This is a genomic window from Mesorhizobium sp. M0243 (assembly GCF_040321775.1).
In the GTDB taxonomy this organism is placed as follows: domain Bacteria; phylum Pseudomonadota; class Alphaproteobacteria; order Rhizobiales; family Rhizobiaceae; genus Mesorhizobium.
Genome location: NZ_JAMYSF010000003.1, coordinates 22,582 through 43,343, shown reverse-complemented (window position 1 = coordinate 43,343; position 20,762 = coordinate 22,582). Strand labels below are relative to the sequence as shown.

Sequence of the window (20,762 nt, the reverse complement as noted above, 5' to 3'; positions counted from 1 at the left end):
CTCTACCTTTGGCGCGGACGGCGAAAAATTCAACAGGATTGTGTGGGCGTGGTCGACTCGACGCCTTCACATTTGTGCTCAATCAGTTGCGACTGCTCTTCAGAGGGCCGTTTCAGCGGTCGGTGCGGCTGACGACCGTGCCAAGCAAAAGATCGTGCAAGGTGCGCTTGCGGTCGGAAAACAGCGTCACCAGCAGGACGAGCGGCGACAGGATGACATTGCCGGCCCAGAACAGCACCGAATGGACGACCGCGGTGAGGCCGTCGATCGGCCTGCCGTCGAGCCGGTCAAGGCGGATGCCCATCATCTTCATGCCCGTGGTGGCCTGGTCGGTGCTGCCCAGCGTGTTCCAGATGTAGAGGATGGCGACGGCCGGTACCAGGATGCCGAACAGCATCCAGCCAAGCCCGAGGGTCAAAAGCCCGAGGAAGAACACCAGAATGGCAAACGGAATGGTAAGCAGCGCGACGATGACATAGTCGATTACGAAAGCCAGAATGCGCTTCCTGCGCACACCGTCATAGGCCCTGACATCGTCGAGCCTGCTGGTGATGATTTCGCCGTCGAGAACGCGCGCGTCCATGTCATTTCCTCGTAACAAGGTCCGACATAGGGTGCGGACCGCTCAGCCATGAAATGGTGAAGGCCTGTGGCGGAATCAAGATCGGGCTTCTTGCGGTGCGCCGGCCTTCAAGGCGCCAAGCGCAATCTGAACCGGTTGAACTTGCGGCGCGGATAGCATTAGCTTGCTGCGGCGCAGCAAAAGCGCACATGGCAGGGGACGGGGCAATATGGACTACGACATGCTGGTCATCGGCAGCGGCCCTTCCGGTCGCCGGGCCGCGGTGCAGTCGGCCAAGCTCGGCAAGTCGGTGCTGGTGGTCGATCGCGGCCGGCGTCTGGGCGGTGTCTCGGTGCATACCGGCACCATCCCGTCGAAAACGCTGCGCGAAACTGTGCTCAACCTTTCGGGTTGGCGTGAGCGCGGCTTCTACGGGCGCGGCTACCGGGTCAAGCAGGATATCTCGGTCGGCGATCTGGTAGAGCGCCTGCACAAGACGCTCGACCATGAGGTCGAGGTGCTGCAGCACCAGTTCATGCGCAACACGGTCAAGAGCGCCCGGGCTGCGGTGAAATTCCTTGGCCCCGACAAGGTCAGCCTGACCACCGACACCGGCGATTACAGCGAGGTCGGTTTTGCCAATGCGCTGATCGCGGTCGGCACCAGGCCGCACCGGCCGCGCGACGTGCCTTTCGACAAGACCCGAATCTTCGACAGTGACGAGATGCTGGAGCTTGATCGCTTGCCGCGCACGCTGACCGTGATCGGCGCCGGCGTCATCGGGGTCGAATATGCCACGATCTTTTCCGCGCTTGACGTGCCGGTAACCTTGGTCGAGCCGCGCAACTCCATCCTCGATTTCGTCGACCGCGAGATCGTCGACGATTTCATTCACCAGATGCGCGATCGTGGCATGACCATCCGGCTGGGCAGCGCGGTGAAGGAAATCCGCTCCAAGCCTGATGCCGCCGAGGTGGAACTGGCCGATGGCCGCACTATCCGTTCCGAGGTCGTGCTCTACGCCGCCGGTCGCACCGGCAATGTCGGCAGCCTGGGCCTGGATGTGGTCGGTATCGACGCCGATTCCAGGGGCCGTATCAAGGTCGATCCGCATACGTTCCAGACCAGAGTGCCGAACATCTACGCCGCCGGCGACGTCATCGGCTTTCCGAGCCTGGCCTCGACGTCGATGGAGCAGGGCAGGGTAGCCGCCTGCCATGCCTTCGGCGTGCCTTTGCCGCCGCCACCGGAAACATTCCCCTATGGCATCTATGCGGTGCCGGAAATCTCGACGGTTGGCCAGTCCGAGGAACAGGTGCGTGAAAGCGGTGCGGCCTATGAGGTCGGCGTGGCGCGCTTTCGCGAAACCTCGCGCGGCCACATCATGGGCGTCAACACCGGTTTCCTGAAGCTGCTCTTTTCGATCGAAACGCGCCGTCTGCTCGGCGCGCACATCATCGGCGAGGGCGCCACCGAACTCATCCACATCGGCCAGGCGGTGATCAATCTCGGCGGCACCGTCGACTTCTTCGTCAACAACACCTTCAACTATCCGACGCTTGCCGAAGCCTACAAGATCGCCGGACTGGATGCCTGGAACAGGATGGGACGGGGGTAGGCAGACTGGTCATGCTGGTGAGTCCGTCAGCCTGCCTGCGCCGCCGATCCCCGCAGCCATTGCCTGACGATTGCCGCGTCAGCGCTGCCGAATTCATGACCTGACGGGACAATCCGGGCGTCGATCTCGGCGCCATGCTGGCTGAGCAATGTCACCAGAGCAGGGGCGAAGGGCGAATAGGTGAGATCCGCGGCGCCGGCGATCATCAGGACGCGCACCTTTGACAAATCCGTCGCCGGCACATCATCGAGCACCGGCATCGGCCGCAGCAGTGCGGCGCGCTCTATAAGAGCCGGATGCAGCAGCATCAGGCTCGAAGTCAGATTGGCGCCGTTCGAATAGCCGAGGAACGTCGCGCGTGAGATATCGAGATGGTGGCGGGTGGCCGCGTCGGCGACGAAGCCCGCAAAGGCATTGGTCTCGGTGCGAATGCTGTGCTGTTCGAAGCGCGTCGGCGTGATGCGCCCGAACCAGCGGAAACCATCCTCCTGGACAATGCGGCCACGCACCGCGATCAGCTTGGCCCGCGGTGCGATCTCTCGTGCCAGCGGCACCAATGTCGTCTCGTCGACACCCGATCCATGCAGCAGGAAGAGACATTCGCCGGTTGAATCCGCCGGGCTGTAAAGCCGGTAGCTGAAGGCGAGATCACGCCGCAGCGCACCATCTTGTGAGGTCTCTTCGATCATCGCGCATCCTCTTGATTATATGAGGTTTCGCTCAATTTGCCGGCTTCAAAACGCAATATTTTCAAGCTCCGCGAAAGTTGATTGAACCGGGCGCATTACAGTCCGTTTCTCCGCCGATAACATTCCTTCGGGAGGAATCGAAGCGGTGCGCCGGGGGTCGCATTGCGCGGTATGAACAACCAGCTTTGAGGCCTTTTTGTCGATGACCACCCAGATTTCCCCGGACCGCGATGCGCGTGTCCCGGATCGCACTGAGCGCGACACGCGCATAGACGTGCTCCGTGCTCTCGCTTTGCTGACCATCTATGTCGACCATGTGCCAGGTACCGCCTTCGAGTATCTGACCTACAAGAATTTCGGCTTTTCCGATGCGGCGGAAGTCTTCGTACTGATCTCCGGCATCTCGGTCGCACTTGCTTATGGCAGGAAATTCCAACCTGGTAACCGGCTGCTGGCAACGTTGAAGATGTGGCGCCGCGCCGGTGTCCTCTATGCCGCCCACATCGTCACCACCATGGTGGTGATGGCCATCTTCTGCGCGGCGGCAGTGTTCGTCAGGCGGCCGGAGCTTCTGACGATGATCAACATCGAGCCGTTGATCAAGAATACGCCGCAGGTGCTGATCGGCATCGTGACGCTCGGCCACCAACTCGGCTACAACAACATACTGCCCGTCTATGCGGTGCTGCTCTTGCTGACGCCGGTGTTCCTGCTCATTGTCAGCTATCGGCCGGTCTCGGCACTGGTCGCCTCCGGCGCCCTGTGGCTGGTCGCGGGGGTTTATCAAATTGCTCCGCCCAACTATCCCGAGCCCGGCTTCTGGTTTCTCAACCCGCTGTCGTGGCAGTTCCTCTTCAACATCGGCCTGGCAGGCACGCTGCATGTGCGTCGCGGCGGCATCATCCCGGTCAATCGCTGGCTGGTTGGCGCTGCCTTGGCCTACACCGCAACCGCGCTGGTCTGGGTGCACAGCCCGCTTTGGGGGCATATCTCCTGGTTGGGCCTGCCTCCGGTGCTGACCGGCTTCGACAAGACATTTCTGTCGCTGCCGAGGCTGCTGCATATATTGGCGGTGAGCTACCTGATCGTGGCATTCCCCGCCATCTCGAACCTGTTTCGCACCGGGCGCGATCATCCGCTTGCCATATTGGGCAAACGATCGTTGCCGGTTTTCATTGCCGGCACGGTGCTCGCGATGGCGGCGCAGGTGCTGAAGCTGATCAATCCGGGCGGATTTGCCTATGACAGCCTGTTGATATCGGCCGGCATCGTCATGCAGTTCGCGCTTGCCTACTATCTCGAATGGCTTTCGGGACTTGGCTGGTCCGCCAAAAGCAGGCCGGCTCACGCCGCACCGCCCGTCCATGCTGCATCCTTCGCGATGCCGACCATGGCGACAAGAATGGGCCGTTGAGCTTAGGCGGGCGAGGGGCCGGATGAAGCTCGCACCACGAGTTGGACCGGCAGCGATTGCCGGCTGAATGAGCCATCATTTTCAAGGATCGCCTTGACGGCAAGACGGCCCATCTCGGCGATCGGCTGGACGATCGTGGTCAGCGGCGGACTGGAAACCGCTCCTTCCGGAACACCGTCGAAGCCGACGATCGAAACGTCGCCCGGTACCGTGATGCCACGCTGCCGCAGCCAGTCCAATGCATGCAAGGCCATCCTGTCTGACATAACCAGGATGGCGGTCGGGGTCTCGGCACCGGCGAAAATATGATCGAGGCCGGCCCACACGCTTTCCTCGTCATTGACGGTTTCGTAGATCGGAACACGCTCGACGTCGATGTCGACGCGGGAGAGTTCCGCGAAATAGCCACGCAGGCGGTCGCGCGTCCCGGAATAGAGGGCCTTCTCCATCTGCTCCCTTGTGGTGGGGCCGAAGCCGGAGTCCGCGACGGGCAGGGCAAGCACGGCAAAGCGACGATGCCCAAGCTCGGTCAGATGTCGAGCCGCCAGGCCGGCCCCGGCGATGTTGTCGACACCGATGGCGGCGACCGCGTCGTCGTCGTCTGAATCGAGATCGAGCGCAACGAAGGGGAGCTTGCGGTCGCGCGCCAGTTCGACCAGCTTTGACCCGCCGTCGACGCAGAAGACGATGAAGCCATCGACAAGCGCGCTCTGGATATTCCAGGCGAGTTGCTCATTGTTGGCGGCGGAGACCAGCGAAATCCCAGCACCGGTCGCATCGCAAGCCTGTGAGATGCTGGCCATCATCACCCGGGCGAAAGGGTCGTCGAAGAAATAGGAGAGGGGTTCCGCGGTCGCGACACCGATGGCATTGACCTTGCCGGCGCGCAGCAGCCGGCCCTTGGGATCGGGGCCGCCATATCCCATGGCCTCGGCTGCCGCCTTGACCCGCTCGCGGACCTCCTCACGCACGATCTCCGGACGGGCGAACACGTTGGACGCGGTGCCGTGCGACACGCCGGCCGCCTTGGCAATGTCCGCCAGCCGGACCGGTCTTGTCTTTGCAGAGATAAGTGGCGCCATCTTCGTCTCCTGAATCCCTCCCATCTAACACTTTCGTTGGATCGGTTCAAATTTTGACTTGATCGCAGCCTCGCCAAGGCGTATATTTGAATCGATCCAAGTGAGCGATGGTTCTCTGAATTGGATCGATTCAACATATTCAGGGGAGTCGTGCCATGCATCCCGTCAATTTTCTGTTCGAAGACATTTACCGCAACGACTGGAGCATCTCGTCGAACACCACGACGCAGAAGCGCCGCGGCAAAGCCAGCCCATGGGTTCGCGAGTTGCGGTTCCATGTGGAGCGCAAGCGGAGCTGAGCGGGGTCGGTTTTCGCGCCTGTCGATTGGATCGATTCAAGAATCTAAAGGAAGCACATCATGCATCCCGTTAGCTATCTGTTCGAAGACATCTACCGCAACTATTGGGGCATCGCGCCGGCTTCCAAAAGGCCGCAAGAGCGCTGGTTGGCCAAGCTGCGGCGACGCAATCGCGAATTGCTCATCAAGCCCGAACGTCGGCAAGACTAGCAAGCCACGCTTTGACGTTTGATGCCGGCGGGCGCGCCGAGGCGTCAGGGACGCACGCGCACCAGCGCCGAGGCAGCGATCGCCAGCCAGCCGGCAATGAGTAGCGTGCCGCCGATCGGCGCCGACAGCGGGAACAGTCGCGACCCGATGAAATCGCGGGCAAGCAGATCGCCACAGAACAGCAGGAGCCCGACCAGCAGGATCAGGCTGCCGATGCGCAGCATCCGGTTCGCGCCAAGCAATCCGGCGGCAAGGAAGACCGGCGCATGCATCAGCAGGAAGGATGCGGCGGTGCCGACGAAGGCGCCGCCCAGATGCGCTGCCGCGGCCGACAGCGCCACGCCGGCGCCGCCGCACAGGCCGCCGGCCAGGACGAGGATACGGGTGCTGGTGCCGGAAAATTGCTCGGCCGTGCTCATGTCCGTGGCTCCGTGGTATCAGAGGGATATGCCTGACCCGGTCAGGGCTTGCCGGGGTTGGCAAGCATGTCCTGCTCGCGGCGTGACTGTGCCAGCCAGTTATACACCGCGCCTCCAGCCATCAAGACGGATGTGCACAGAAACACCGAGCGCATGCCGAAATGACCGCCGGCAAAGCCGCCCAGCAGGGGACCGGCGACCTGCCCGACATACTGGGCGGAAATCGACAACCCGAGCACATTGCCGCCGACCCCATCGGGAACATTGTGGCGGATCACGCTGGTGATGCAGGGCAACAGCCCGCCCAGCCCCAGGCCCATCAGGAAACGCAGGCCGATGAGTTGCCAGCTCTGTGTGACGAAGGCCTGCGGGATCAGCAGCAGCGCCGAGACGGCAAGTGCGCCGATGATGACGTTCCAGTGGCCGACGCGGTCGGCGAGCTTGCCGAGGCGCGAGGCCGACAGGATGGCGCCCAGCGCGGCCGCCGACATGACGACGCCTGATATCAGCGTGACGCGGCTCTGGTCTTCAATGAACTGCTGCACATAGACCGTGATGATCGGCTCGATCGACATGGTGGCGAAGCTTAACAGCATGCCGGTTGCCAGCATGGCGACGACAGGCCGTTTGTCGGGAATCTGTGCCCAGCCGCCTTTAGGCTTCTCCTTCGAGGCGGCGCCCGCCGGTTTCGGCCGGGGATTCTCTTTGATCAGAAACGTGGTCGCCAGGAACGCCAGGAAGATGACGCCGCCGGAGAGGAGAAAGGTGGCGCGGATGCCGATCAGCGGCGGCAGTGCGCCGCCAACCAGCGGGCCGACCAGAGCCCCACCCGTGATACCGGCCGACAGAAGGCCCAACGCCCAGCCGGAACGCTCCTTCGGCGTCTGCATGGCGACGAGGATGGTCGATCCCGAGGAATAGCCGCCGGCAAAACCGATCAGCAGCCGCAGCAGCACCAGCTGCCAGACGGTCTGCACCATGCCGGTCAGCGACATGCATACGGCCATGCCGAAGCTGGCGCGAACCAGCATCACCTTGCGGCCGTAGCGGTCGCCGAGACGTCCCCAGAGCGGCGCCACCAGCGCCGCCGCGAAGAACGTCGCGCCATAGGCAATCCCCGACCATTGCACGATCGCCGCGTGGCCCTCGGCACCCAGCTGCTCAATATAGAGCGGCAGGAACGGCAAAAGCAGCGTCATGGCGACAAGCGTGGAGAACGAGCCGGCAAAGCACACGAACAGGTTGCGCCGCCAGTGGATGTTGTAGGTGCTGTCGGTTGCCGGGGGCGTGCTCTGCTGCATGTCATATGTCCTGTCCCAGCAACTCTTTTATCGATGGTTGCTGCGGATACCAATTTGGGATACCAAGATGGTGCACGTCATGGACGCAAGCTTGGCCGCTGTCAATGCAACCTCAAATGTGATCGTCGTCAAACGGTCCGAAGCCATAACGACCGGAAACCGGGAGCAAAAATGTCGCAGATGCAGAGCGTCGAGAAACAGCTTCGGCAAATGATCCTGGGCCTCGAGATCGGTCCCGGCGAGAAGCTGACCGAGCGCTGGATCGAGAGCCGCTTCGGCGCGTCGCGAACCCCGGTCAGGGCAGCACTGCTGCGGCTTGAGACCGAGGGCCTGGTTGGTAGGGACGGGCGCGGCTGGACGGTGTCGCCCATCAATCTGGCTGAACTCGAGCAGATCGCCGTCTATAGGGAAGCAGTCGAGGTTGCGGCACTTCGCCTGACATGCAGCCTGGCGGACCGGAGCGCCGTCGATGTCATCGAGGCGATGCTCGAGTCCTGCGACAACGACACGCCGCGCGAGGAATGGCATCGTGTCGGCATGGATTTCCACATCGAACTGGCGCGTCTGTCCGGCAACGAATTCCTGTTTAGGGCGGTCCGCGATGCCATGACGCGCCTGTCGCGGGCGCGCTGGCTGGAGGTTCGCGACGAAGCGGCTCTTGCCCGCGCCTGGGCTGAACATCGCGCCATTCTGGCGGCCACGCGCCTTGGCGACGCCGATGAAGCCGCGCGCCTGCTCTCGGTCCACATCGTCGGCAGCCGCGACCGGCTGGTGACGTCGCTCGCCAACGATCGGCGCGGTCTTCGCGCCAGAGGCTTTGCCGTCGTTGCTGCTTAAGAGTGAATGAAGGGGCGCAAAGCGGCGTCTGGACGTATGCGCACTTTCGCCTCGCTTCGCAGACGCCGATGGCGTAAGGAGCGGCCATGGAAAACAACCGATTTGAAACACCTGTGACTGTGAAGTCAGTCGCGGCGGGAAGCACTCAGCTCTTGCGCACGGCGCGTGAGGCTTCCGACTACCTCCTCAACAGCTGGCCCGGCAAGCGCAGCCCCAAGCATCGCGCGGCCCTGCAGGCCTGCCATGACGCACTCGCCGGCGACAAGCCGGCGATGAACGCCAGGCGCGCCTTCATCGCGGCAGCACGCGAAGTGGACGTCTTTGTCAGCGACAAGGCGCCGGCCTGACTTCAGGCGACAATCCGAATTGAGGCATGGCCCGCATCCGCGGGCCTTTTGCCGTCACTTTGCCGTTTCGGTTTCGCCTTCGGTTTCGTCCTCGGGCTTCGAACGTTCCCTCGCTGCAACCTTGGCTGCCAGCTTCTCGGCCTTCTTGGCCGCCTTCTGGCGGTCGCGTTCCTTGCGTTCCTGGTCGTAATTTGGTGGTCGCGCCATATCGGCTCCTTTTCACTGCCTTGCGGCTCTGGTCCTGCCTAGGAGCATTAGCCGTCAAACACAACAGCTGAAGCGATAGTGCGTCGATGATGGCCAGGCTTGCAAGATGCGCGTCGCAATCAAGCGGCCAGGCCCATCATTGCGGTGACGATACCTATCGCCGTCGATTTGCTGATCAGATGCCGCTTCGGTCAATCACCAGATCGGCGGCACCAAAACGGTCCTTTGCCGTCAGCTGCTGGTGCCAGTAGGGATAGAGCAAGGGCGGCCGGCTGACCGCGTCGAGGCGCTCGCGCTCCTCGCCGGAAAGCACCAGGCTTGCCGCCGCGATGTTGTCCCGGAACTGCGTTTCCGCCCTGCCGCCGATCACCAGCGAACTGACGGCCGGCCGGCCGAGCAGCCAGGCCAGCGCCACCTGCGCTGCCGACACGCCGCGCTGCGTGCCGATCTCGACCAGCACATCGACGATCCGCCACAGCCGGTCCTCGTCGCGGATCGGTGGTTCCGACCAGCCTGCGAGTTGGCGGGCAGTGGGGCTGTCGCGGCGGTATTTGCCGGACAGCAATCCGCCGGCAAGCGGGCTCCAGACCAGAACGCCCAACCCCTGGTCGACGGAAATCGGCAGCAGTTCGTACTCCGCCTCGCGCGCTTCCAGCGTGTAGTGGATCTGCTGCGTGACGAAGCGCGGCTGATGATGGCTGTCGCTGACGCCGAGCGCCTTCATCACCTGCCAGCCGGAATAGTTGGAGCAGCCGACATAGCGGATCTTGCCCTGGGCAACCAGCGTGTCGAGCGCGGCGATGGTTTCCTCCAGCGGTGTCACACCATCCCATTCGTGCAGGAAGTAGATGTCGATGACGTCTGTCTTGAGCCGCTTCAGGCTCTTCTCGCATTCGCGGATCAGGTGATGGCGCGACAGGCCTTCATCGTTGGGACCTTTGCCGATCCGCATCCGTGCCTTGGAGGCGATCAGCACGTCGCCCTTGCGCTTGCCGCCGAGCGCTTCGCCGATGATTTCTTCCGACATGCCGTTCGAATAGACATTGGCGGTGTCGATGACATTGATGCCGGCGTCGATGCAGAGATCGATCATCCGGCGCGCCTCGTCGAGGTCGGTCTTGCCGACAGCCGAAAATGCACCGGCGCCGCCGAAAGTCATGGTGCCCATGGTCAGCGTCGATACTTTCAGGCCGGAACGGCCGAGAGTGCGGTATTCCATGTCGGTCCTCGTGAGTGCATTGAGAAGGGGTTGGGAAGGGCGCCCGAATGTGGCTGCTATTTGTAGGACAATTTGCGCGGTATGTCTCCATGCCAGGGCGGCGGATCGATCATGCCTCGCGGGTTTTTGCAGTGATGGCGATCAGGTCAGGCTGCAATAAAACCGTCATTGCGGGCCTATATTGAAGTCGGCTCAGGCGTTGCCGTTCCGGGCTGTAAGCCGGGAGTTTGGGGCGCCGGACGTGGATCGACAGAGCTTGCAAGCGGAGCAGCCGATAGTGACCGAGCTAAAACAGAATTCTGCGGCCAGGGATTGGCTTGAAGCCGAACTCGCCGACACGCTCGACGAAGACTATGAACTCGAAATGTCGGAGCCGGCGCTGTCGATGGAGATCGCCAAGATCTACAATAATTCGCATCCGCCTTCGATCGATCGCATGCAATATTTTCGCGACCTGATCAGCCTGCAGTCCGAATTGATCAAGCTGCAGTCCTGGGTCGCCTACCACAAGAAGAAGCTGGTGGTGATCTTCGAGGGACGCGACTCGGCCGGCAAGGGCGGCGTCATCAAGCGCATCACCCAGCGGCTCAATCCGCGCATCTGCCGTGTCGTGGCACTGCCGGCGCCGACCGAGCGCGAAAAGTCGCAATGGTATTTCCAGCGCTATGTCCCGCATCTGCCGGCCGGCGGCGAGATCGTGCTGTTCGACCGCTCATGGTACAACCGCTCGGGCGTCGAGCGGGTGATGGGCTTTGCCCAGCCCGATCAGGTCGAAGAATTCTTTCACGACGTGCCGGAGTTCGAGCGCATGCTGGTCCGCTCGGGCATCACCGTGGTCAAATACTGGTTCTCGATCACCGACGAGGAACAGCAGATGCGCTTCCTGATGCGCATCCATGATCCGATGAAGCAGTGGAAACTGTCGCCGATGGACCTGCAGTCGCGCGTGCGCTGGGAGCAATACACCAAGGCCAAGGAAGAGACCTTCGCCCGCACCAACATCCCGGAAGCGCCCTGGTTCATCGTCGAGGGCAACGACAAGAAGCGCGCGCGGCTGAACTGCATCGACCATCTGCTCAAGCAATTGCCCTACGAGGAGGTGCCGCACGAGGAGATCACGCTGCCGGAGCGCGTCTTCAACCCCGAATACGAACGCCAAGTGCTGCCGCGCGAGCTTTACGTGCCGGAGAAGTATTGAGATAGACGAAGCTGCGATCTCCCCCCCGAGGGGGGGAGATTGGCTCTCCACCTACGCCCGCTTGATGATGACGTGCGTGGCGAGCGGCGTCGCCACCTGCTCGTTGCAGACATAACCGAGCTTGAGCATGTCCAGGCCGGTAAAAAGGTTCTCGCCCGTGCCCAGCAGCACCGGCGCGATCGCCAGATGCATCTCGTCGATCAGTTTTTCCTGCAGATATTGCCGGATGGTGGCGACGCCGCCGCCGACCCGCACGTCCTTGCCGCCAGCGGCAGCCTTAGCCTGTTCAAGAGCTGAATGGATACCGTCAGTGACGAAGTGGAAAGTGGTGCCGCCCTCCATCGTGATCGGTTCCCGCTTGTGATGGGTGAGCACGAAAACCGGCACATGATAGGGCGGGTTGTCGCCCCACCAGCCCTTCCAGCTGTCGTCAGGCCACTCGCCGCGGATCGGTCCGAACATGTTTCGGCCGAGGATCCAGGCGCCGACATTTTCGAAGCTGCGCGCCGCGAACGCCTCGTTGACGTCGGTGGTGCCGCCATCTTGTCCGAGAACCATCTCACGGAAGGTGCGGGTGTCGACAAACCACTTGTGCAAGGATTCCCCACCGACGCCGAGAGGATTTTGCAGATCCTGATCGGGACCGGCGCCATAGCCGTCGAGCGACAGGGTGAAAGCGTTGACGCGAAGTTTGGACATGCGAGCCTCCTCGATAACCAGTTGTATTTTGCAAGCAGTTGTTTTGTATCAAACTGATTGTGAATTGCAAGCGGTATTTCAAGCGCGAACGAAGCCCAGGCTAGGGGTCAAGCGACCCCCGCTATGGATTCCCCGGCCAGGAGCCGGAAATTGGTAGGGATGTCGAAGCGGATTCGCCGAAATTGGTTGCCGCGACCGGTCATCGTCGGAAGAGAAATTACCCCTTCAGCAGTTCCGCCACTTCGGGCGCGAAATAGGTCAAGATGCCGTCGCAGCCGGCGCGCTTGAAGGCGAGCAGCGATTCCAGCATTGCCTTCTCGCCGTCGATCCAGCCATTGGCGCCTGCCGCCTTGATCATCGAATATTCGCCCGACACCTGGTAGGCGAAGGTCGGCATCTGGAACTCGTCTTTCAGCCGTCGGATGATGTCGAGATAGGGCAGGCCGGGCTTGACCATCAGCATGTCGGCGCCCTCGGCAATGTCCTGTTCGGCCTCTCTCACCGCTTCGTCGGAATTGGCATGGTCGATGTAATAGGTCTTCTTGTCGCCCTTGAGCAGGCCGGCGGTGCCCACCGCCTCGCGATAGGGGCCGTAGAAGGCCGAAGCGAATTTGGTCGCATAGGACATGATCGCCACATCCTGGAAACCATTGGCGTCAAGCGCGTCCCGGATGGCGCCGATGCGGCCGTCCATCATGTCGGACGGCGCGATGATGTCGGCACCGGCGGCCGCCTGGATGACAGCAGCTGCGGTCACCTGTTCCACTGTCTCGTCGTTGACGATGATGCCGTCGCGCAGGATGCCGTCATGGCCGTGGCTGGTGAACGGGTCGAGCGCTGCGTCGGTGATGATGCCGATCTCCGGCACCGCATCCTTGATCGCACGGGTGGCGCGGTTGATGACATTGTTGGGATCGAGGATGTGCGAGCCGGTCTGGTCGCGCAGCGAGATGTCGACATTGGGGAAGGTGGCGAGTGCCGGAATGCCGAGTTTTGCCGCGCGCTCGGCCTCCTTGACGGCGAGATCGATCGACAGGCGGAAGACGCCGGGCATGGCGGCGATCGGCTCGCGGACACCCTTGCCCTCGACGACGAAGATCGGCCAGATCAGGTCGTCGACCGTGAGCCGGTTCTCCTGCACGAGGCGGCGCGACCAGTCGGCCTTGCGCATGCGGCGCAGACGGCGGCTGCCGGTGATCTCGTCGACGCCGCGCGCGCCGGCGGGCTTTGCGGGGGTGAATTTGTTCATCGCCAATACTCTCGTTCGGGCAGGCTTTTACCACGAGCTCCCGCCGCTGACCAATGCGGCACGATTGTGCCAGCGACGCGGTCGAGGTCTATTCGGGTTGCCCATTGCCTGACAGAATCTGTGCTGCGCCCCTGATGGCGACACGGAAAGCCTCGTCGAAGCCGACACCGCGCACCTGCCAGATGTAGGTCTTGCCGGCCATGGCCAGCCGCCAGTCGGCGATCCAGCCCAGTTCCTTGTCGCTCCAGATGAGACTGCCGGAAAGCGCTTGGTCGGCGCCGGCCTTCTTCGCGAGTGTGTCGAGCTTTGTCATCTGGGCATTGCGAAGCGCCCGATCGTCCAATCCGGCCTGCGCCAGCTGTGCTGCCGTGGGAAAAGCCACCTGCATGGCCAGCGGTACGGCGGCATTGCCGAACGATTCGCGCATCGGCATGCCACGGTCGCCATCGGCATCGAGCGCGTAATGCATTGTTCCGCGCTCCGTCGCCAAAAACACCGCCAGCCGTGGCCGCGCGGTCAGCCATGGCCTGCTGCCGAGCGAAGCAAGCACCGGGTCGATCACTTCAGGCTTGTACTGGCAGTAAAGGTTGTGAGGCCGGTCGTAGGTGCCTTGATCGTCATGGTTGGGAATGCCTTCCATGCGGTCGCGGTAGCGAAAGCCAGCGACGAAGCTGCCGGCCTTATCACGCAATACCGTCATTTCAGGTTTCGCCGGCAGGCGCTGATCACCGGAAATCCGCACCAGAACCGCGTCGAGACAGCGCTTGAAGCCGGACTGGCGGTTCTTCTCGTACTTGCCGTTGACGATGGTCTGCGAACTGTAGAGATCTTCCAAAGTCCCCGCCATGACAGGGTGAACAGCCAAGCAGATGCTCAGCCCAATTGCCACCGGCGCAAAGCGTGAAAATCGAGTCATAACCAATCGTCCCGTTCGAAGACCCGCCAGAGCTGCGCTTCAATGAACTCTATCCAGTTTTTCAGTATTGCAGCTCGATTTTTAGTACCGGCTCCTGGTCCGGGCCAGAGCTTGCACCGGTGTGCTCGCCATTGACGCACCCATGCGCCACGCTTTAGCACTTCAGTCCCGGCGGCCGGGGGAGGGATTCTTCACGATGGATTTTGGCGGAGGCGACGAGATCCGCTTCGAACATCTGGGCCGGGCCGGCGTCGTCACCTTGACGCGGCCGCAGGCGCTCAATGCCTTGACGCACCGCATGATCGGGGCGCTCGACGCTGCTCTTTCCGCCTGGGAGGCCGACCAGGGCATCGACGTCATCGTCGTCAAGGCAGAGGGCAGGGCCTTTTCGGCCGGCGGCGATATCCTGCATGTCTATGAGACAGGCCGGGCGGGAAAACCGCCGGTCGAGTTCTTCGCCGACGAATATCGCCTCAACGCCCGCATCAACAGTTATAGGAAACCTTATGTGGCCCTGATTGACGGCATCGTCATGGGCGGTGGTGTCGGCATCTCCTTCCACGGCTCGCACCGGGTGATGACCGAGAATGCCCAATTTGCCATGCCGGAAGTCGGCATCGGCTTCTTTCCGGATGTTGGCGCCAGCCACCTGCTGCCTGACCTCGGCGGCTCCTTCGGTATGTATCTGGCGCTGACCGGCAATCGCATCCGCTATGGCGATGCGCTGTGGTCGGGGCTGGCCACCCATACCATCAAGGCCGAGGACCAGGCTGGCTTCCTCGACCGCCTGGCGCTGACCGGCGATCCGGAATCGGTGCTGCGCGGCTTCTTCGTGCAGGCAAGGCGAGAAACCGACAGGCCGACGCTGGAGGCGATTGTTCGCCATTTTTCGCAACCGTCCCTGAACCGCGTCATCGACAGCCTCGAGCGTGCGGCCGCCGCCGACGAGTTCGCGGCAAAGACACTGGCGACGATCCGCACCCGCTCGCCGACCAGCCTGCGCGTCGCCTGGCGACAGATCAGCGCCGGACTGACGCTGTCCATGGAAGCCTGCATGAAAATGGAGTTCCGCATCCTCAACCGGATGCTCGCCGGCCATGATTTCTACGAAGGTATCCGCGCCGCCATCATCGACAAGGGCTCGAAGCCGCAATGGCGGCCGGCAAGCCTCGCTGCGGTCAGCGAAGCGGATGTCGATGCCTATTTCGCTCCGCTCGGCGAACGGGAACTCTTGATATGAGCGAGGTGACCTCGAGGCGCGTCGTGCTGCAGCCCTCCGGGGTGGAGGTGATCTTCGCCTGGTTCCAGCGCGTCATATCGGGCTACTGCCTGCTGTTCGGCATTCTCTACTGGATCAGGTTGATCGGCTTTTATCCGGGTACGCTGTGGCGGTTCGACCTGATGCCCGTGCACTGGCAGGTCGCGGCGGTGGTGCTCGCCGTGTTCTTCCCCTTTGCCGCTGCCGGCCTGTGGATGCTGGCGTCCTGGGGCCCGGTGATCTGGTTCATTTGCGCGGTGACCGAGACGGTCATGTATGCCGGCTTTCCCGAGCTATTCGGCCATCGCTTGCTGATTGTCGTCTCGCATGCGGCGGTGGCTGTCCTCTACATCGTCTTCCGCGTCGTCATCTACCTGCAGAAGCGCCCGGTCCGCCACTAAGCCCTTGAGCACATTGGCGGCCCCGCTGTCGCCTCGAATGAGCCCCGCAATCGTTGCCGAAATCTTTAGGTTAATTATCCTTGCTCGGGTGACCGTTCGTTAAGCCTCTTGCGAAACCTCTTACCGGTAAGCTCTTGTTAGCCCTAGCGTTTAAGTCGAATTTTATGAGTATTCGATAGTGTCGCGATCAAGGTGAAAAACAAAAAATCACCAGGGCGACAAACGAGAGGCAAAGACAATGATCAATTCGCGTCCGGCGGCGAAGACCGCCAACGTATCCGACGATCGCCGCGAGGCTATCCGTTCCCTGTACATGGAATCGCTGCAGCTTGTTGAGCGGCTGCACCGCCGCCTGCTTGATGTGATCAAGGACGAATTCGACCGCAATGGCCGTTCCGACATCAATGCCATCCAGGCGCTGCTGCTGTTCAATATCGGCAATTCCGAGCTGACCGCCGGCGAGCTGCGCTCGCGTGGCTACTATCTCGGCTCGAACGTCTCCTACAATCTGAAGAAGCTGGTCGATCTCGGCTTCATCAACCACCAGCGCTCGCGCATCGACCGCCGTTCGGTCCGTGTCTCGCTGACGCCGAAGGGCAACGAGGTGGCGGAGGTCGTTGCCGGCCTCTACGAGCGTCATGTCGGCTCGATCGAACAGGTCGGCGGCATCAACACCGACGAGTTCAAGCAGATGAACCGCGCTTTGCAGCGGCTCGACCGCTTCTGGAACGACACCATCGCCTACCGGATGTAAGGCGCCGCATCGGATCCGGCCCGCGCCACAGAAGCGCGGCCGAAATATCGACCTTCAGTCAGGGCCGGTGCCGAGAGGCATCGGCCTTTTCTTTTCCTGATCCCAAAGCCCAAATATCCGGCCAGGTTTGCTTTCGCTGCAGCAGTGCCTAATGTCACGGCCTGGAGGGGCGCGTTATGGGTGAGGGAAAACGCTCGAAGATTTGCTCGGTTGCCGCAGTGCTTTTGTTGGTCTCGCAAACGGCTTTTGCCGAGGAATGGTGGAAGGATTCTTTCGCTGGGGAAGGCAGCGAGCCCTGTGACAACAATGACTCGATAGTGACGTTTACCGACAAAGCAATGGAGATGTGGGAGGTCCGCTGCACGTTGGACAAGGTTCAGAAGATCAACCGCCTGGATGTCGTCATCCTGGATATGACGTGTACGGACGGCGAGAGCACAGACAAGAGGCGGGAGCTGCTGCTCAAACTCGAGGACAACAAAGTCCTGCGCTACCCCCAGCATGAGGTGTTGCAACGATGTTCGGAATTGAAGGCGAAGCCAGGTCCGGGCCCAAAGGTTGAAACCTCACACTGAGGGATCGTGAGGATAGGCAGCGCGTCTCGTGGAGCGGCCGAACCGCCGTCTGCTTGACGCGATCAAGGATGCCGATCGATACCGAAAAAGCACGGGCCTTTCATTTCGCTGCGGCGCCCGATGCAAATCGCGGGCCAAGGCCACGTTGCCGCCATATTCCAATGGAACCGAGAGTGGCAGTGATGCTGGTGTGAAGACCATGCGTTCACCCGCAATCCGTATCGCGCCTGGGCGCTGTCACACCAAGGTGATACGGAGCATGGTTGGCTAATTGTTAAGATTGCCAATTTTACAGTGCGGGCGAGATCGCCCGGTGATCAACGCAGCAAGTGATCGAACTGCTACAAATGTCTGGAACGTCCATGAGAACCAGCCGTCGTTTTTTCCTCTCCGGAGCCTCCGCGCTCGCAGCAGCGGTGGTCGCCGGCGGCGCCAATGCGCAAGATGTGATCGGTGATATCCTGAAATCCTCAGCGCGCGGCAATTGGGACGACCAGTTCGACGCCCGCGCCAGCGAGGGCGGCAAGGTGGCCTCGACGCTGCCGATCTTCAGCCCGCAGACCGTCGCCTTCACGGAACAGGCGGTCGGGCAATACCAGAACATTGTCGGGCAGGGTGGCTGGGTCGAGGTTCCCGCGACCAAGAAGCTGCAGCTTGGCGTCGATGATCCCGATGTGGTGCCGTTGCGCAAGCGGCTGATGGTTTCCGGCGACCTGTCGCAGAGCGCCGGCATTTCGACGGCTTTCGATTCTTATGTCGACTCGGCGGTCAAGCGCTTCCAGCTGCGCCACGGTCTGCCTGCCGATGGTGCGCTCGGCAAATACACCTATGCGGCGATGAACGTTTCGGCGCAGATCCGGCTCGGCCAGCTGCAGACCAATCTGCAACGGCTGCGCGAGAAGGCCGGCACGCTGGGCAGCCGCTACGTGCTGGTCGACATTCCGGCAGCGCAGGTCGAAGCGGTCGAGAACGATCGCGTCGTGCTTCGCCACACCGCGATCGTCGGCAAGATCGACCGGCAGACGCCGATCGTCAATTCCAAGATCAATGAGATCATCGTCAATCCATACTGGAACGCGCCCGTCTCGATCGTGCGCAAGGACATCATTCCGCTGATGCGGAAAAATCCCGATTATCTCAAGAACAGCCACATCCGCCTGTTCGCGCCCGATGGCAGCGAAGTCGATCCGATGAATGTGGACTGGTCGACCGACGACGCCGCCAAGTACCGTTTCCGCCAGGATCCCGGCTCGGAAAACGCCATGGCCTCGGTGAAGATCAATTTCCCGAGCCCTGACGGCGTCTACATGCACGACACGCCGCAGCAGAGCCTGTTCGGCAAGATGCTGCGTTTCGATTCCTCGGGCTGCGTGCGCGTGCAGAATGTGCGCGACCTCGTCACCTGGATCCTGCGCGACACGCCCGGCTGGGATCGCCAGCATTTCGAGGCGGCGATCAAGACCGGTGAAAACACGCCGATCCAGGTCACCAATCCGGTGCCGGTCCACTTCCTCTATCTCTCGGCCTGGTCGACCGGTCCAGGCGTGGTGCAGTTCCGCGACGACGTCTACGCGCTTGATGGCAACAACGAACTGCAGATCACGTCTGCGCTGTAAGCATTTGATTCTTATCTAAAAAGGCCGCCTCTCAGGGCGGCCTTTTTATTGATTGGGTGCCGCGGCGTTTTTCACGGGACGGGCGGCTGGACGGATCGGCCGGCTTTGCGCATGGTCGGCGGAAAGCCTGGAACCGGACCATGGAAGTCGCCGTCTTCATTCTGGTCGTGCTCGTCTTCGTGGCGCTTTCCGGCGCTCTGGTTCGCCTGGTGCGGGTGCCGTTGCCGGTGCTGCAGATTGCGATCGGTGCCGCGCTCGCCTGGCCGGTGCGCGGCATCCATGTCGAGATCAATCCGGAACTGTTTCTGCTGGTGTTCATTCCGCCGCTGCTGTTCGGCGATGCCTATGGCGCGCCGAAGCGTGAATTGATGGCGCTGCGCGGACCGATCCTCGATCTTGCCATAGGGCTCGTCTTCTTCACCATCGTCGGCTTCGGCTACGCCTTGCACTGGCTGGTGCCGAGCATCCCGCTGGTGGTCGCTTTCGCGCTTGCCGCGGTGCTGTCGCCGACCGACGCGGTGGCCGTGTCCTCGATCGTCGACAGGAATGTCGTCCCGGCGCGGCTGATGCACATTCTGGAAGGCGAGTCGCTGCTCAACGATGCTTCCGGCCTCGTCATGTTCCGCTTTGCAGTCGCGGCGGTGCTAACCGGCAGCTTTTCCCTTGCCGCGGCTTCGCTCAGTTTTCTCTATGCCGTGGCGATCGGTATCCTGATCGGCGTAGCGGCGCTGTTCGTTGCCGCCAAGCTGCTGCAACTGCTCAACCGGATCGGCGGCGTGCCGGCCGAGGCGCAGGTGCTGGTGATGGTCCTGCTGCCCTTCATAGCCTATCTCGGCGCCGAGCATGTCGGAGCTTCCGGCATCCTGGCGGCTGTTACCGCCGGCCTGCTCACCGGCGGCTCCGGCGTGTTTCGCTTCCTCGGTGTCTCGGCGCGCATGCAGACGATGTCGCTGTGGACGACGCTTTCCTTCGTTTTCAACGGCGCTCTCTTCATCGTGCTCGGCCTGCAGCTTCCCGACATCATCCGCCATGTGCCGCCGGAACTCATGAGCCTGCACCCGATCATCCAGCCGATCGCGACCGTCATCGCGCTGACGCTGTGCCTGATCGCGTTGCGCTTCCTGTGGATCTGGGTGGGCGATATCGCGGCCGGCATCGCCGCGCGTCTGGGCAAGCGCAAGGTGGAGCCGTTCGGGTTGCGCGTGCGGCTTGCCGGTTCGGTGGCCGGCGTGCGCGGCGCCATTACGCTGGCCGGCATCCTGTCACTGCCGCTCGCCATGCCGGACGGCTCGCCGTTTCCGGCGCGCGACCTGGTCATTTTTCTGGCCGCCGGCGTCATCATCTGCTCGCTGGTCATCGCCAGCCTCGCTCTGCCGACGATCGCCAGGGGGCTGGTCGAGCCCGGTGAGGATGCCGGCGCCGCCGAGGAGCGCCTGGCGCGCGTCGGCGCCGCCAAGGCGGCAATCGCGCGCATCGAGAGCATTGCCGGAGCCGCTGATGATGAGGGAGGCGATGTGCCCGGCGCCAGGCTTGCCGCTGCCGACAGCATCGTCGCTGGCTACCGGCGCCGCATCGCCGCCTCGGACGAAGCCGATGAGGCCCGCGCTGAGGCGCGCGAAGCCGGAAGGCTGGAACTCGAGCTGAGATTTGCGGGCATCGAAGCCGAGCGCGAGGCCGTACGCGCCATGTTTCGCCGGGGCGAGATCAACGACCACACGTCGCAGGCGCTGTTTACCGAGATCACGCTCACCGAGGCCTTGCTGAGAGGCCGCAAGGCGAGGAAATAGCGACCTGAAGGCTTCGCTGGCGCAATCCGGCCAGCAAATTTCGCGCCGCAAACGTGGCGGGGCGAAAACAACTGTGTTAATGGCCCGGCAAATGCAGGTCGCCCA

Annotated in this window: 23 protein-coding genes; 13 read left to right on the top strand and 10 right to left on the bottom strand. The window is 62.3% G+C overall.

The features are described from left to right. Positions 1 to 112: 112 nt before the first annotated feature. A complete protein-coding gene (locus NKJ11_RS04365) occupies positions 113 to 583 on the bottom strand; it encodes an RDD family protein (protein ID WP_352792755.1) in 471 nt (156 codons plus the stop codon). Positions 584 to 791: 208 nt separating this feature from the next. Here NKJ11_RS04365 and sthA point away from each other — a divergent pair, with 208 nt between their 5' ends. Then, positions 792 to 2,180, top strand: a complete 1,389-nt coding sequence (gene sthA, locus NKJ11_RS04360; protein WP_352442531.1) for a Si-specific NAD(P)(+) transhydrogenase — start codon at positions 792 to 794, stop codon at positions 2,178 to 2,180. A 26-nt stretch (positions 2,181 to 2,206) separates the two neighbouring features. Here sthA and NKJ11_RS04355 read toward each other — a convergent pair whose 3' ends face one another. Continuing rightward, positions 2,207 to 2,869 (bottom strand): alpha/beta hydrolase, encoded by a 663-nt coding sequence (locus tag NKJ11_RS04355; protein ID WP_352792754.1) that lies wholly within the window; start codon positions 2,867 to 2,869, stop codon positions 2,207 to 2,209. A gap of 202 nt (positions 2,870 to 3,071) precedes the next feature. Here NKJ11_RS04355 and NKJ11_RS04350 point away from each other — a divergent pair, with 202 nt between their 5' ends. After that, the gene (locus NKJ11_RS04350; protein ID WP_128305701.1) at positions 3,072 to 4,283 is read left to right on the top strand and encodes an OpgC family protein; all 1,212 of its coding nucleotides are present in this window, start codon (positions 3,072 to 3,074) and stop codon (positions 4,281 to 4,283) included. A 2-nt stretch (positions 4,284 to 4,285) separates the two neighbouring features. Here NKJ11_RS04350 and NKJ11_RS04345 read toward each other — a convergent pair whose 3' ends face one another. After that, complete coding sequence (locus NKJ11_RS04345) at positions 4,286 to 5,365, bottom strand: LacI family DNA-binding transcriptional regulator (RefSeq protein ID WP_352792753.1); 1,080 nt, start codon at positions 5,363 to 5,365, stop codon at positions 4,286 to 4,288. Between the two features lie 155 nt (positions 5,366 to 5,520). Between NKJ11_RS04345 and NKJ11_RS04340 the strand changes: the two genes are divergently transcribed. Further along, positions 5,521 to 5,664: a hypothetical protein gene (locus tag NKJ11_RS04340; RefSeq protein WP_352584500.1), complete on the top strand. Its 144-nt coding sequence runs from the start codon at positions 5,521 to 5,523 to the stop codon at positions 5,662 to 5,664. Between the two features lie 60 nt (positions 5,665 to 5,724). Continuing rightward, positions 5,725 to 5,874, top strand: a complete 150-nt coding sequence (locus tag NKJ11_RS04335) for a hypothetical protein (protein ID WP_127288860.1) — start codon at positions 5,725 to 5,727, stop codon at positions 5,872 to 5,874. 44 nt (positions 5,875 to 5,918) lie between these two features. Here NKJ11_RS04335 and NKJ11_RS04330 read toward each other — a convergent pair whose 3' ends face one another. Together NKJ11_RS04330 and NKJ11_RS04325 are read right to left on the bottom strand one after the other, a co-directional pair. Continuing rightward, positions 5,919 to 6,293: a DUF423 domain-containing protein gene (locus tag NKJ11_RS04330; protein ID WP_352792751.1), complete on the bottom strand. Its 375-nt coding sequence runs from the start codon at positions 6,291 to 6,293 to the stop codon at positions 5,919 to 5,921. Positions 6,294 to 6,334: 41 nt separating this feature from the next. After that, positions 6,335 to 7,594 (bottom strand): multidrug efflux MFS transporter, encoded by a 1,260-nt coding sequence (locus NKJ11_RS04325; protein ID WP_352792749.1) that lies wholly within the window; start codon positions 7,592 to 7,594, stop codon positions 6,335 to 6,337. A gap of 171 nt (positions 7,595 to 7,765) precedes the next feature. Here NKJ11_RS04325 and NKJ11_RS04320 point away from each other — a divergent pair, with 171 nt between their 5' ends. Together NKJ11_RS04320 and NKJ11_RS04315 are read left to right on the top strand one after the other, a co-directional pair. Next, positions 7,766 to 8,431: a GntR family transcriptional regulator gene (locus tag NKJ11_RS04320; protein ID WP_128305704.1), complete on the top strand. Its 666-nt coding sequence runs from the start codon at positions 7,766 to 7,768 to the stop codon at positions 8,429 to 8,431. A 113-nt stretch (positions 8,432 to 8,544) separates the two neighbouring features. Then, positions 8,545 to 8,778: a DUF982 domain-containing protein gene (locus NKJ11_RS04315; RefSeq protein WP_244506945.1), complete on the top strand. Its 234-nt coding sequence runs from the start codon at positions 8,545 to 8,547 to the stop codon at positions 8,776 to 8,778. 54 nt (positions 8,779 to 8,832) lie between these two features. Here NKJ11_RS04315 and NKJ11_RS04310 read toward each other — a convergent pair whose 3' ends face one another. Both NKJ11_RS04310 and NKJ11_RS04305 read right to left on the bottom strand, forming a co-directional pair. Next, positions 8,833 to 8,985: a hypothetical protein gene (locus NKJ11_RS04310; protein WP_081738829.1), complete on the bottom strand. Its 153-nt coding sequence runs from the start codon at positions 8,983 to 8,985 to the stop codon at positions 8,833 to 8,835. Between the two features lie 175 nt (positions 8,986 to 9,160). Further along, complete coding sequence (locus tag NKJ11_RS04305; RefSeq protein WP_352792748.1) at positions 9,161 to 10,204, bottom strand: aldo/keto reductase; 1,044 nt, start codon at positions 10,202 to 10,204, stop codon at positions 9,161 to 9,163. A 277-nt stretch (positions 10,205 to 10,481) separates the two neighbouring features. On the opposite strand from NKJ11_RS04305, the gene ppk2 reads away from it, so the two are divergent. Next, on the top strand, positions 10,482 to 11,402 hold the full coding sequence (gene ppk2, locus NKJ11_RS04300; RefSeq protein WP_352792747.1) for a polyphosphate kinase 2: 921 nt from the start codon (positions 10,482 to 10,484) through the stop codon (positions 11,400 to 11,402). 51 nt (positions 11,403 to 11,453) lie between these two features. Here ppk2 and NKJ11_RS04295 read toward each other — a convergent pair whose 3' ends face one another. From NKJ11_RS04295 to NKJ11_RS04285, 3 genes are all read right to left on the bottom strand, one after another. Continuing rightward, positions 11,454 to 12,101, bottom strand: a complete 648-nt coding sequence (locus NKJ11_RS04295; RefSeq protein ID WP_023810218.1) for a dihydrofolate reductase family protein — start codon at positions 12,099 to 12,101, stop codon at positions 11,454 to 11,456. A 217-nt stretch (positions 12,102 to 12,318) separates the two neighbouring features. Further along, complete coding sequence (hemB, locus tag NKJ11_RS04290; protein ID WP_023810219.1) at positions 12,319 to 13,350, bottom strand: porphobilinogen synthase; 1,032 nt, start codon at positions 13,348 to 13,350, stop codon at positions 12,319 to 12,321. 88 nt (positions 13,351 to 13,438) lie between these two features. Further along, positions 13,439 to 14,215, bottom strand: a complete 777-nt coding sequence (locus tag NKJ11_RS04285) for a DUF8605 domain-containing protein (RefSeq protein WP_352677808.1) — start codon at positions 14,213 to 14,215, stop codon at positions 13,439 to 13,441. A 247-nt stretch (positions 14,216 to 14,462) separates the two neighbouring features. Here NKJ11_RS04285 and NKJ11_RS04280 point away from each other — a divergent pair, with 247 nt between their 5' ends. The 6 genes from NKJ11_RS04280 to NKJ11_RS04255 all read left to right on the top strand — a co-directional run bounded on the left by NKJ11_RS04280 (position 14,463) and on the right by NKJ11_RS04255 (position 20,657). Then, on the top strand, positions 14,463 to 15,506 hold the full coding sequence (locus tag NKJ11_RS04280) for an enoyl-CoA hydratase/isomerase family protein (RefSeq protein ID WP_127288842.1): 1,044 nt from the start codon (positions 14,463 to 14,465) through the stop codon (positions 15,504 to 15,506). Continuing rightward, positions 15,503 to 15,925, top strand: a complete 423-nt coding sequence (locus NKJ11_RS04275) for a DUF6163 family protein (protein WP_023810222.1) — start codon at positions 15,503 to 15,505, stop codon at positions 15,923 to 15,925. The genes NKJ11_RS04280 and NKJ11_RS04275 overlap by 4 nt, the downstream gene beginning before the upstream one ends. A 238-nt stretch (positions 15,926 to 16,163) precedes the next feature. Then, on the top strand, positions 16,164 to 16,679 hold the full coding sequence (gene ldtR / locus NKJ11_RS04270) for a transcriptional regulator LdtR (protein ID WP_008875359.1): 516 nt from the start codon (positions 16,164 to 16,166) through the stop codon (positions 16,677 to 16,679). A 176-nt stretch (positions 16,680 to 16,855) separates the two neighbouring features. Further along, the gene (locus NKJ11_RS04265) at positions 16,856 to 17,254 is read left to right on the top strand and encodes a hypothetical protein (RefSeq protein ID WP_128305709.1); all 399 of its coding nucleotides are present in this window, start codon (positions 16,856 to 16,858) and stop codon (positions 17,252 to 17,254) included. A gap of 362 nt (positions 17,255 to 17,616) precedes the next feature. Further along, positions 17,617 to 18,870, top strand: coding sequence for a L,D-transpeptidase family protein (locus tag NKJ11_RS04260; protein ID WP_023810224.1), 1,254 nt, complete (start codon positions 17,617 to 17,619; stop codon positions 18,868 to 18,870). Positions 18,871 to 19,010: 140 nt separating this feature from the next. Then, positions 19,011 to 20,657 (top strand): Na+/H+ antiporter, encoded by a 1,647-nt coding sequence (locus NKJ11_RS04255; RefSeq protein ID WP_352792746.1) that lies wholly within the window; start codon positions 19,011 to 19,013, stop codon positions 20,655 to 20,657. The last annotated feature ends 105 nt before the right edge of the window (positions 20,658 to 20,762 follow it).

Excerpts from the sequence above, each read along its gene's own strand:
- NKJ11_RS04255 (WP_352792746.1), top strand. The coding sequence starts at position 19,011 with ATGGAAGTCGCCGTCTTCATTCTGGTCGTGCTCGTCTTCGTGGCGCTT.
- NKJ11_RS04260 (WP_023810224.1), top strand. The coding sequence starts at position 17,617 with ATGAGAACCAGCCGTCGTTTTTTCCTCTCCGGAGCCTCCGCGCTCGCA.
- NKJ11_RS04275 (WP_023810222.1), top strand. The coding sequence starts at position 15,503 with ATGAGCGAGGTGACCTCGAGGCGCGTCGTGCTGCAGCCCTCCGGGGTG.
- NKJ11_RS04295 (WP_023810218.1), bottom strand. The coding sequence starts at position 12,101 with ATGTCCAAACTTCGCGTCAACGCTTTCACCCTGTCGCTCGACGGCTAT.
- NKJ11_RS04335 (WP_127288860.1), top strand. The coding sequence starts at position 5,725 with ATGCATCCCGTTAGCTATCTGTTCGAAGACATCTACCGCAACTATTGG.
- NKJ11_RS04330 (WP_352792751.1), bottom strand. The coding sequence starts at position 6,293 with ATGAGCACGGCCGAGCAATTTTCCGGCACCAGCACCCGTATCCTCGTC.
- NKJ11_RS04305 (WP_352792748.1), bottom strand. The coding sequence starts at position 10,204 with ATGGAATACCGCACTCTCGGCCGTTCCGGCCTGAAAGTATCGACGCTG.
- NKJ11_RS04265 (WP_128305709.1), top strand. The coding sequence starts at position 16,856 with ATGGGTGAGGGAAAACGCTCGAAGATTTGCTCGGTTGCCGCAGTGCTT.
- NKJ11_RS04340 (WP_352584500.1), top strand. The coding sequence starts at position 5,521 with ATGCATCCCGTCAATTTTCTGTTCGAAGACATTTACCGCAACGACTGG.
- ldtR (WP_008875359.1), top strand. The coding sequence starts at position 16,164 with ATGATCAATTCGCGTCCGGCGGCGAAGACCGCCAACGTATCCGACGAT.
- sthA (WP_352442531.1), top strand. The coding sequence starts at position 792 with ATGGACTACGACATGCTGGTCATCGGCAGCGGCCCTTCCGGTCGCCGG.
- NKJ11_RS04320 (WP_128305704.1), top strand. The coding sequence starts at position 7,766 with ATGTCGCAGATGCAGAGCGTCGAGAAACAGCTTCGGCAAATGATCCTG.
- NKJ11_RS04345 (WP_352792753.1), bottom strand. The coding sequence starts at position 5,365 with ATGGCGCCACTTATCTCTGCAAAGACAAGACCGGTCCGGCTGGCGGAC.
- NKJ11_RS04350 (WP_128305701.1), top strand. The coding sequence starts at position 3,072 with ATGACCACCCAGATTTCCCCGGACCGCGATGCGCGTGTCCCGGATCGC.
- NKJ11_RS04280 (WP_127288842.1), top strand. The coding sequence starts at position 14,463 with ATGGATTTTGGCGGAGGCGACGAGATCCGCTTCGAACATCTGGGCCGG.
- NKJ11_RS04355 (WP_352792754.1), bottom strand. The coding sequence starts at position 2,869 with ATGATCGAAGAGACCTCACAAGATGGTGCGCTGCGGCGTGATCTCGCC.
- NKJ11_RS04310 (WP_081738829.1), bottom strand. The coding sequence starts at position 8,985 with ATGGCGCGACCACCAAATTACGACCAGGAACGCAAGGAACGCGACCGC.
- NKJ11_RS04325 (WP_352792749.1), bottom strand. The coding sequence starts at position 7,594 with ATGCAGCAGAGCACGCCCCCGGCAACCGACAGCACCTACAACATCCAC.
- hemB (WP_023810219.1), bottom strand. The coding sequence starts at position 13,350 with ATGAACAAATTCACCCCCGCAAAGCCCGCCGGCGCGCGCGGCGTCGAC.
- NKJ11_RS04365 (WP_352792755.1), bottom strand. The coding sequence starts at position 583 with ATGGACGCGCGCGTTCTCGACGGCGAAATCATCACCAGCAGGCTCGAC.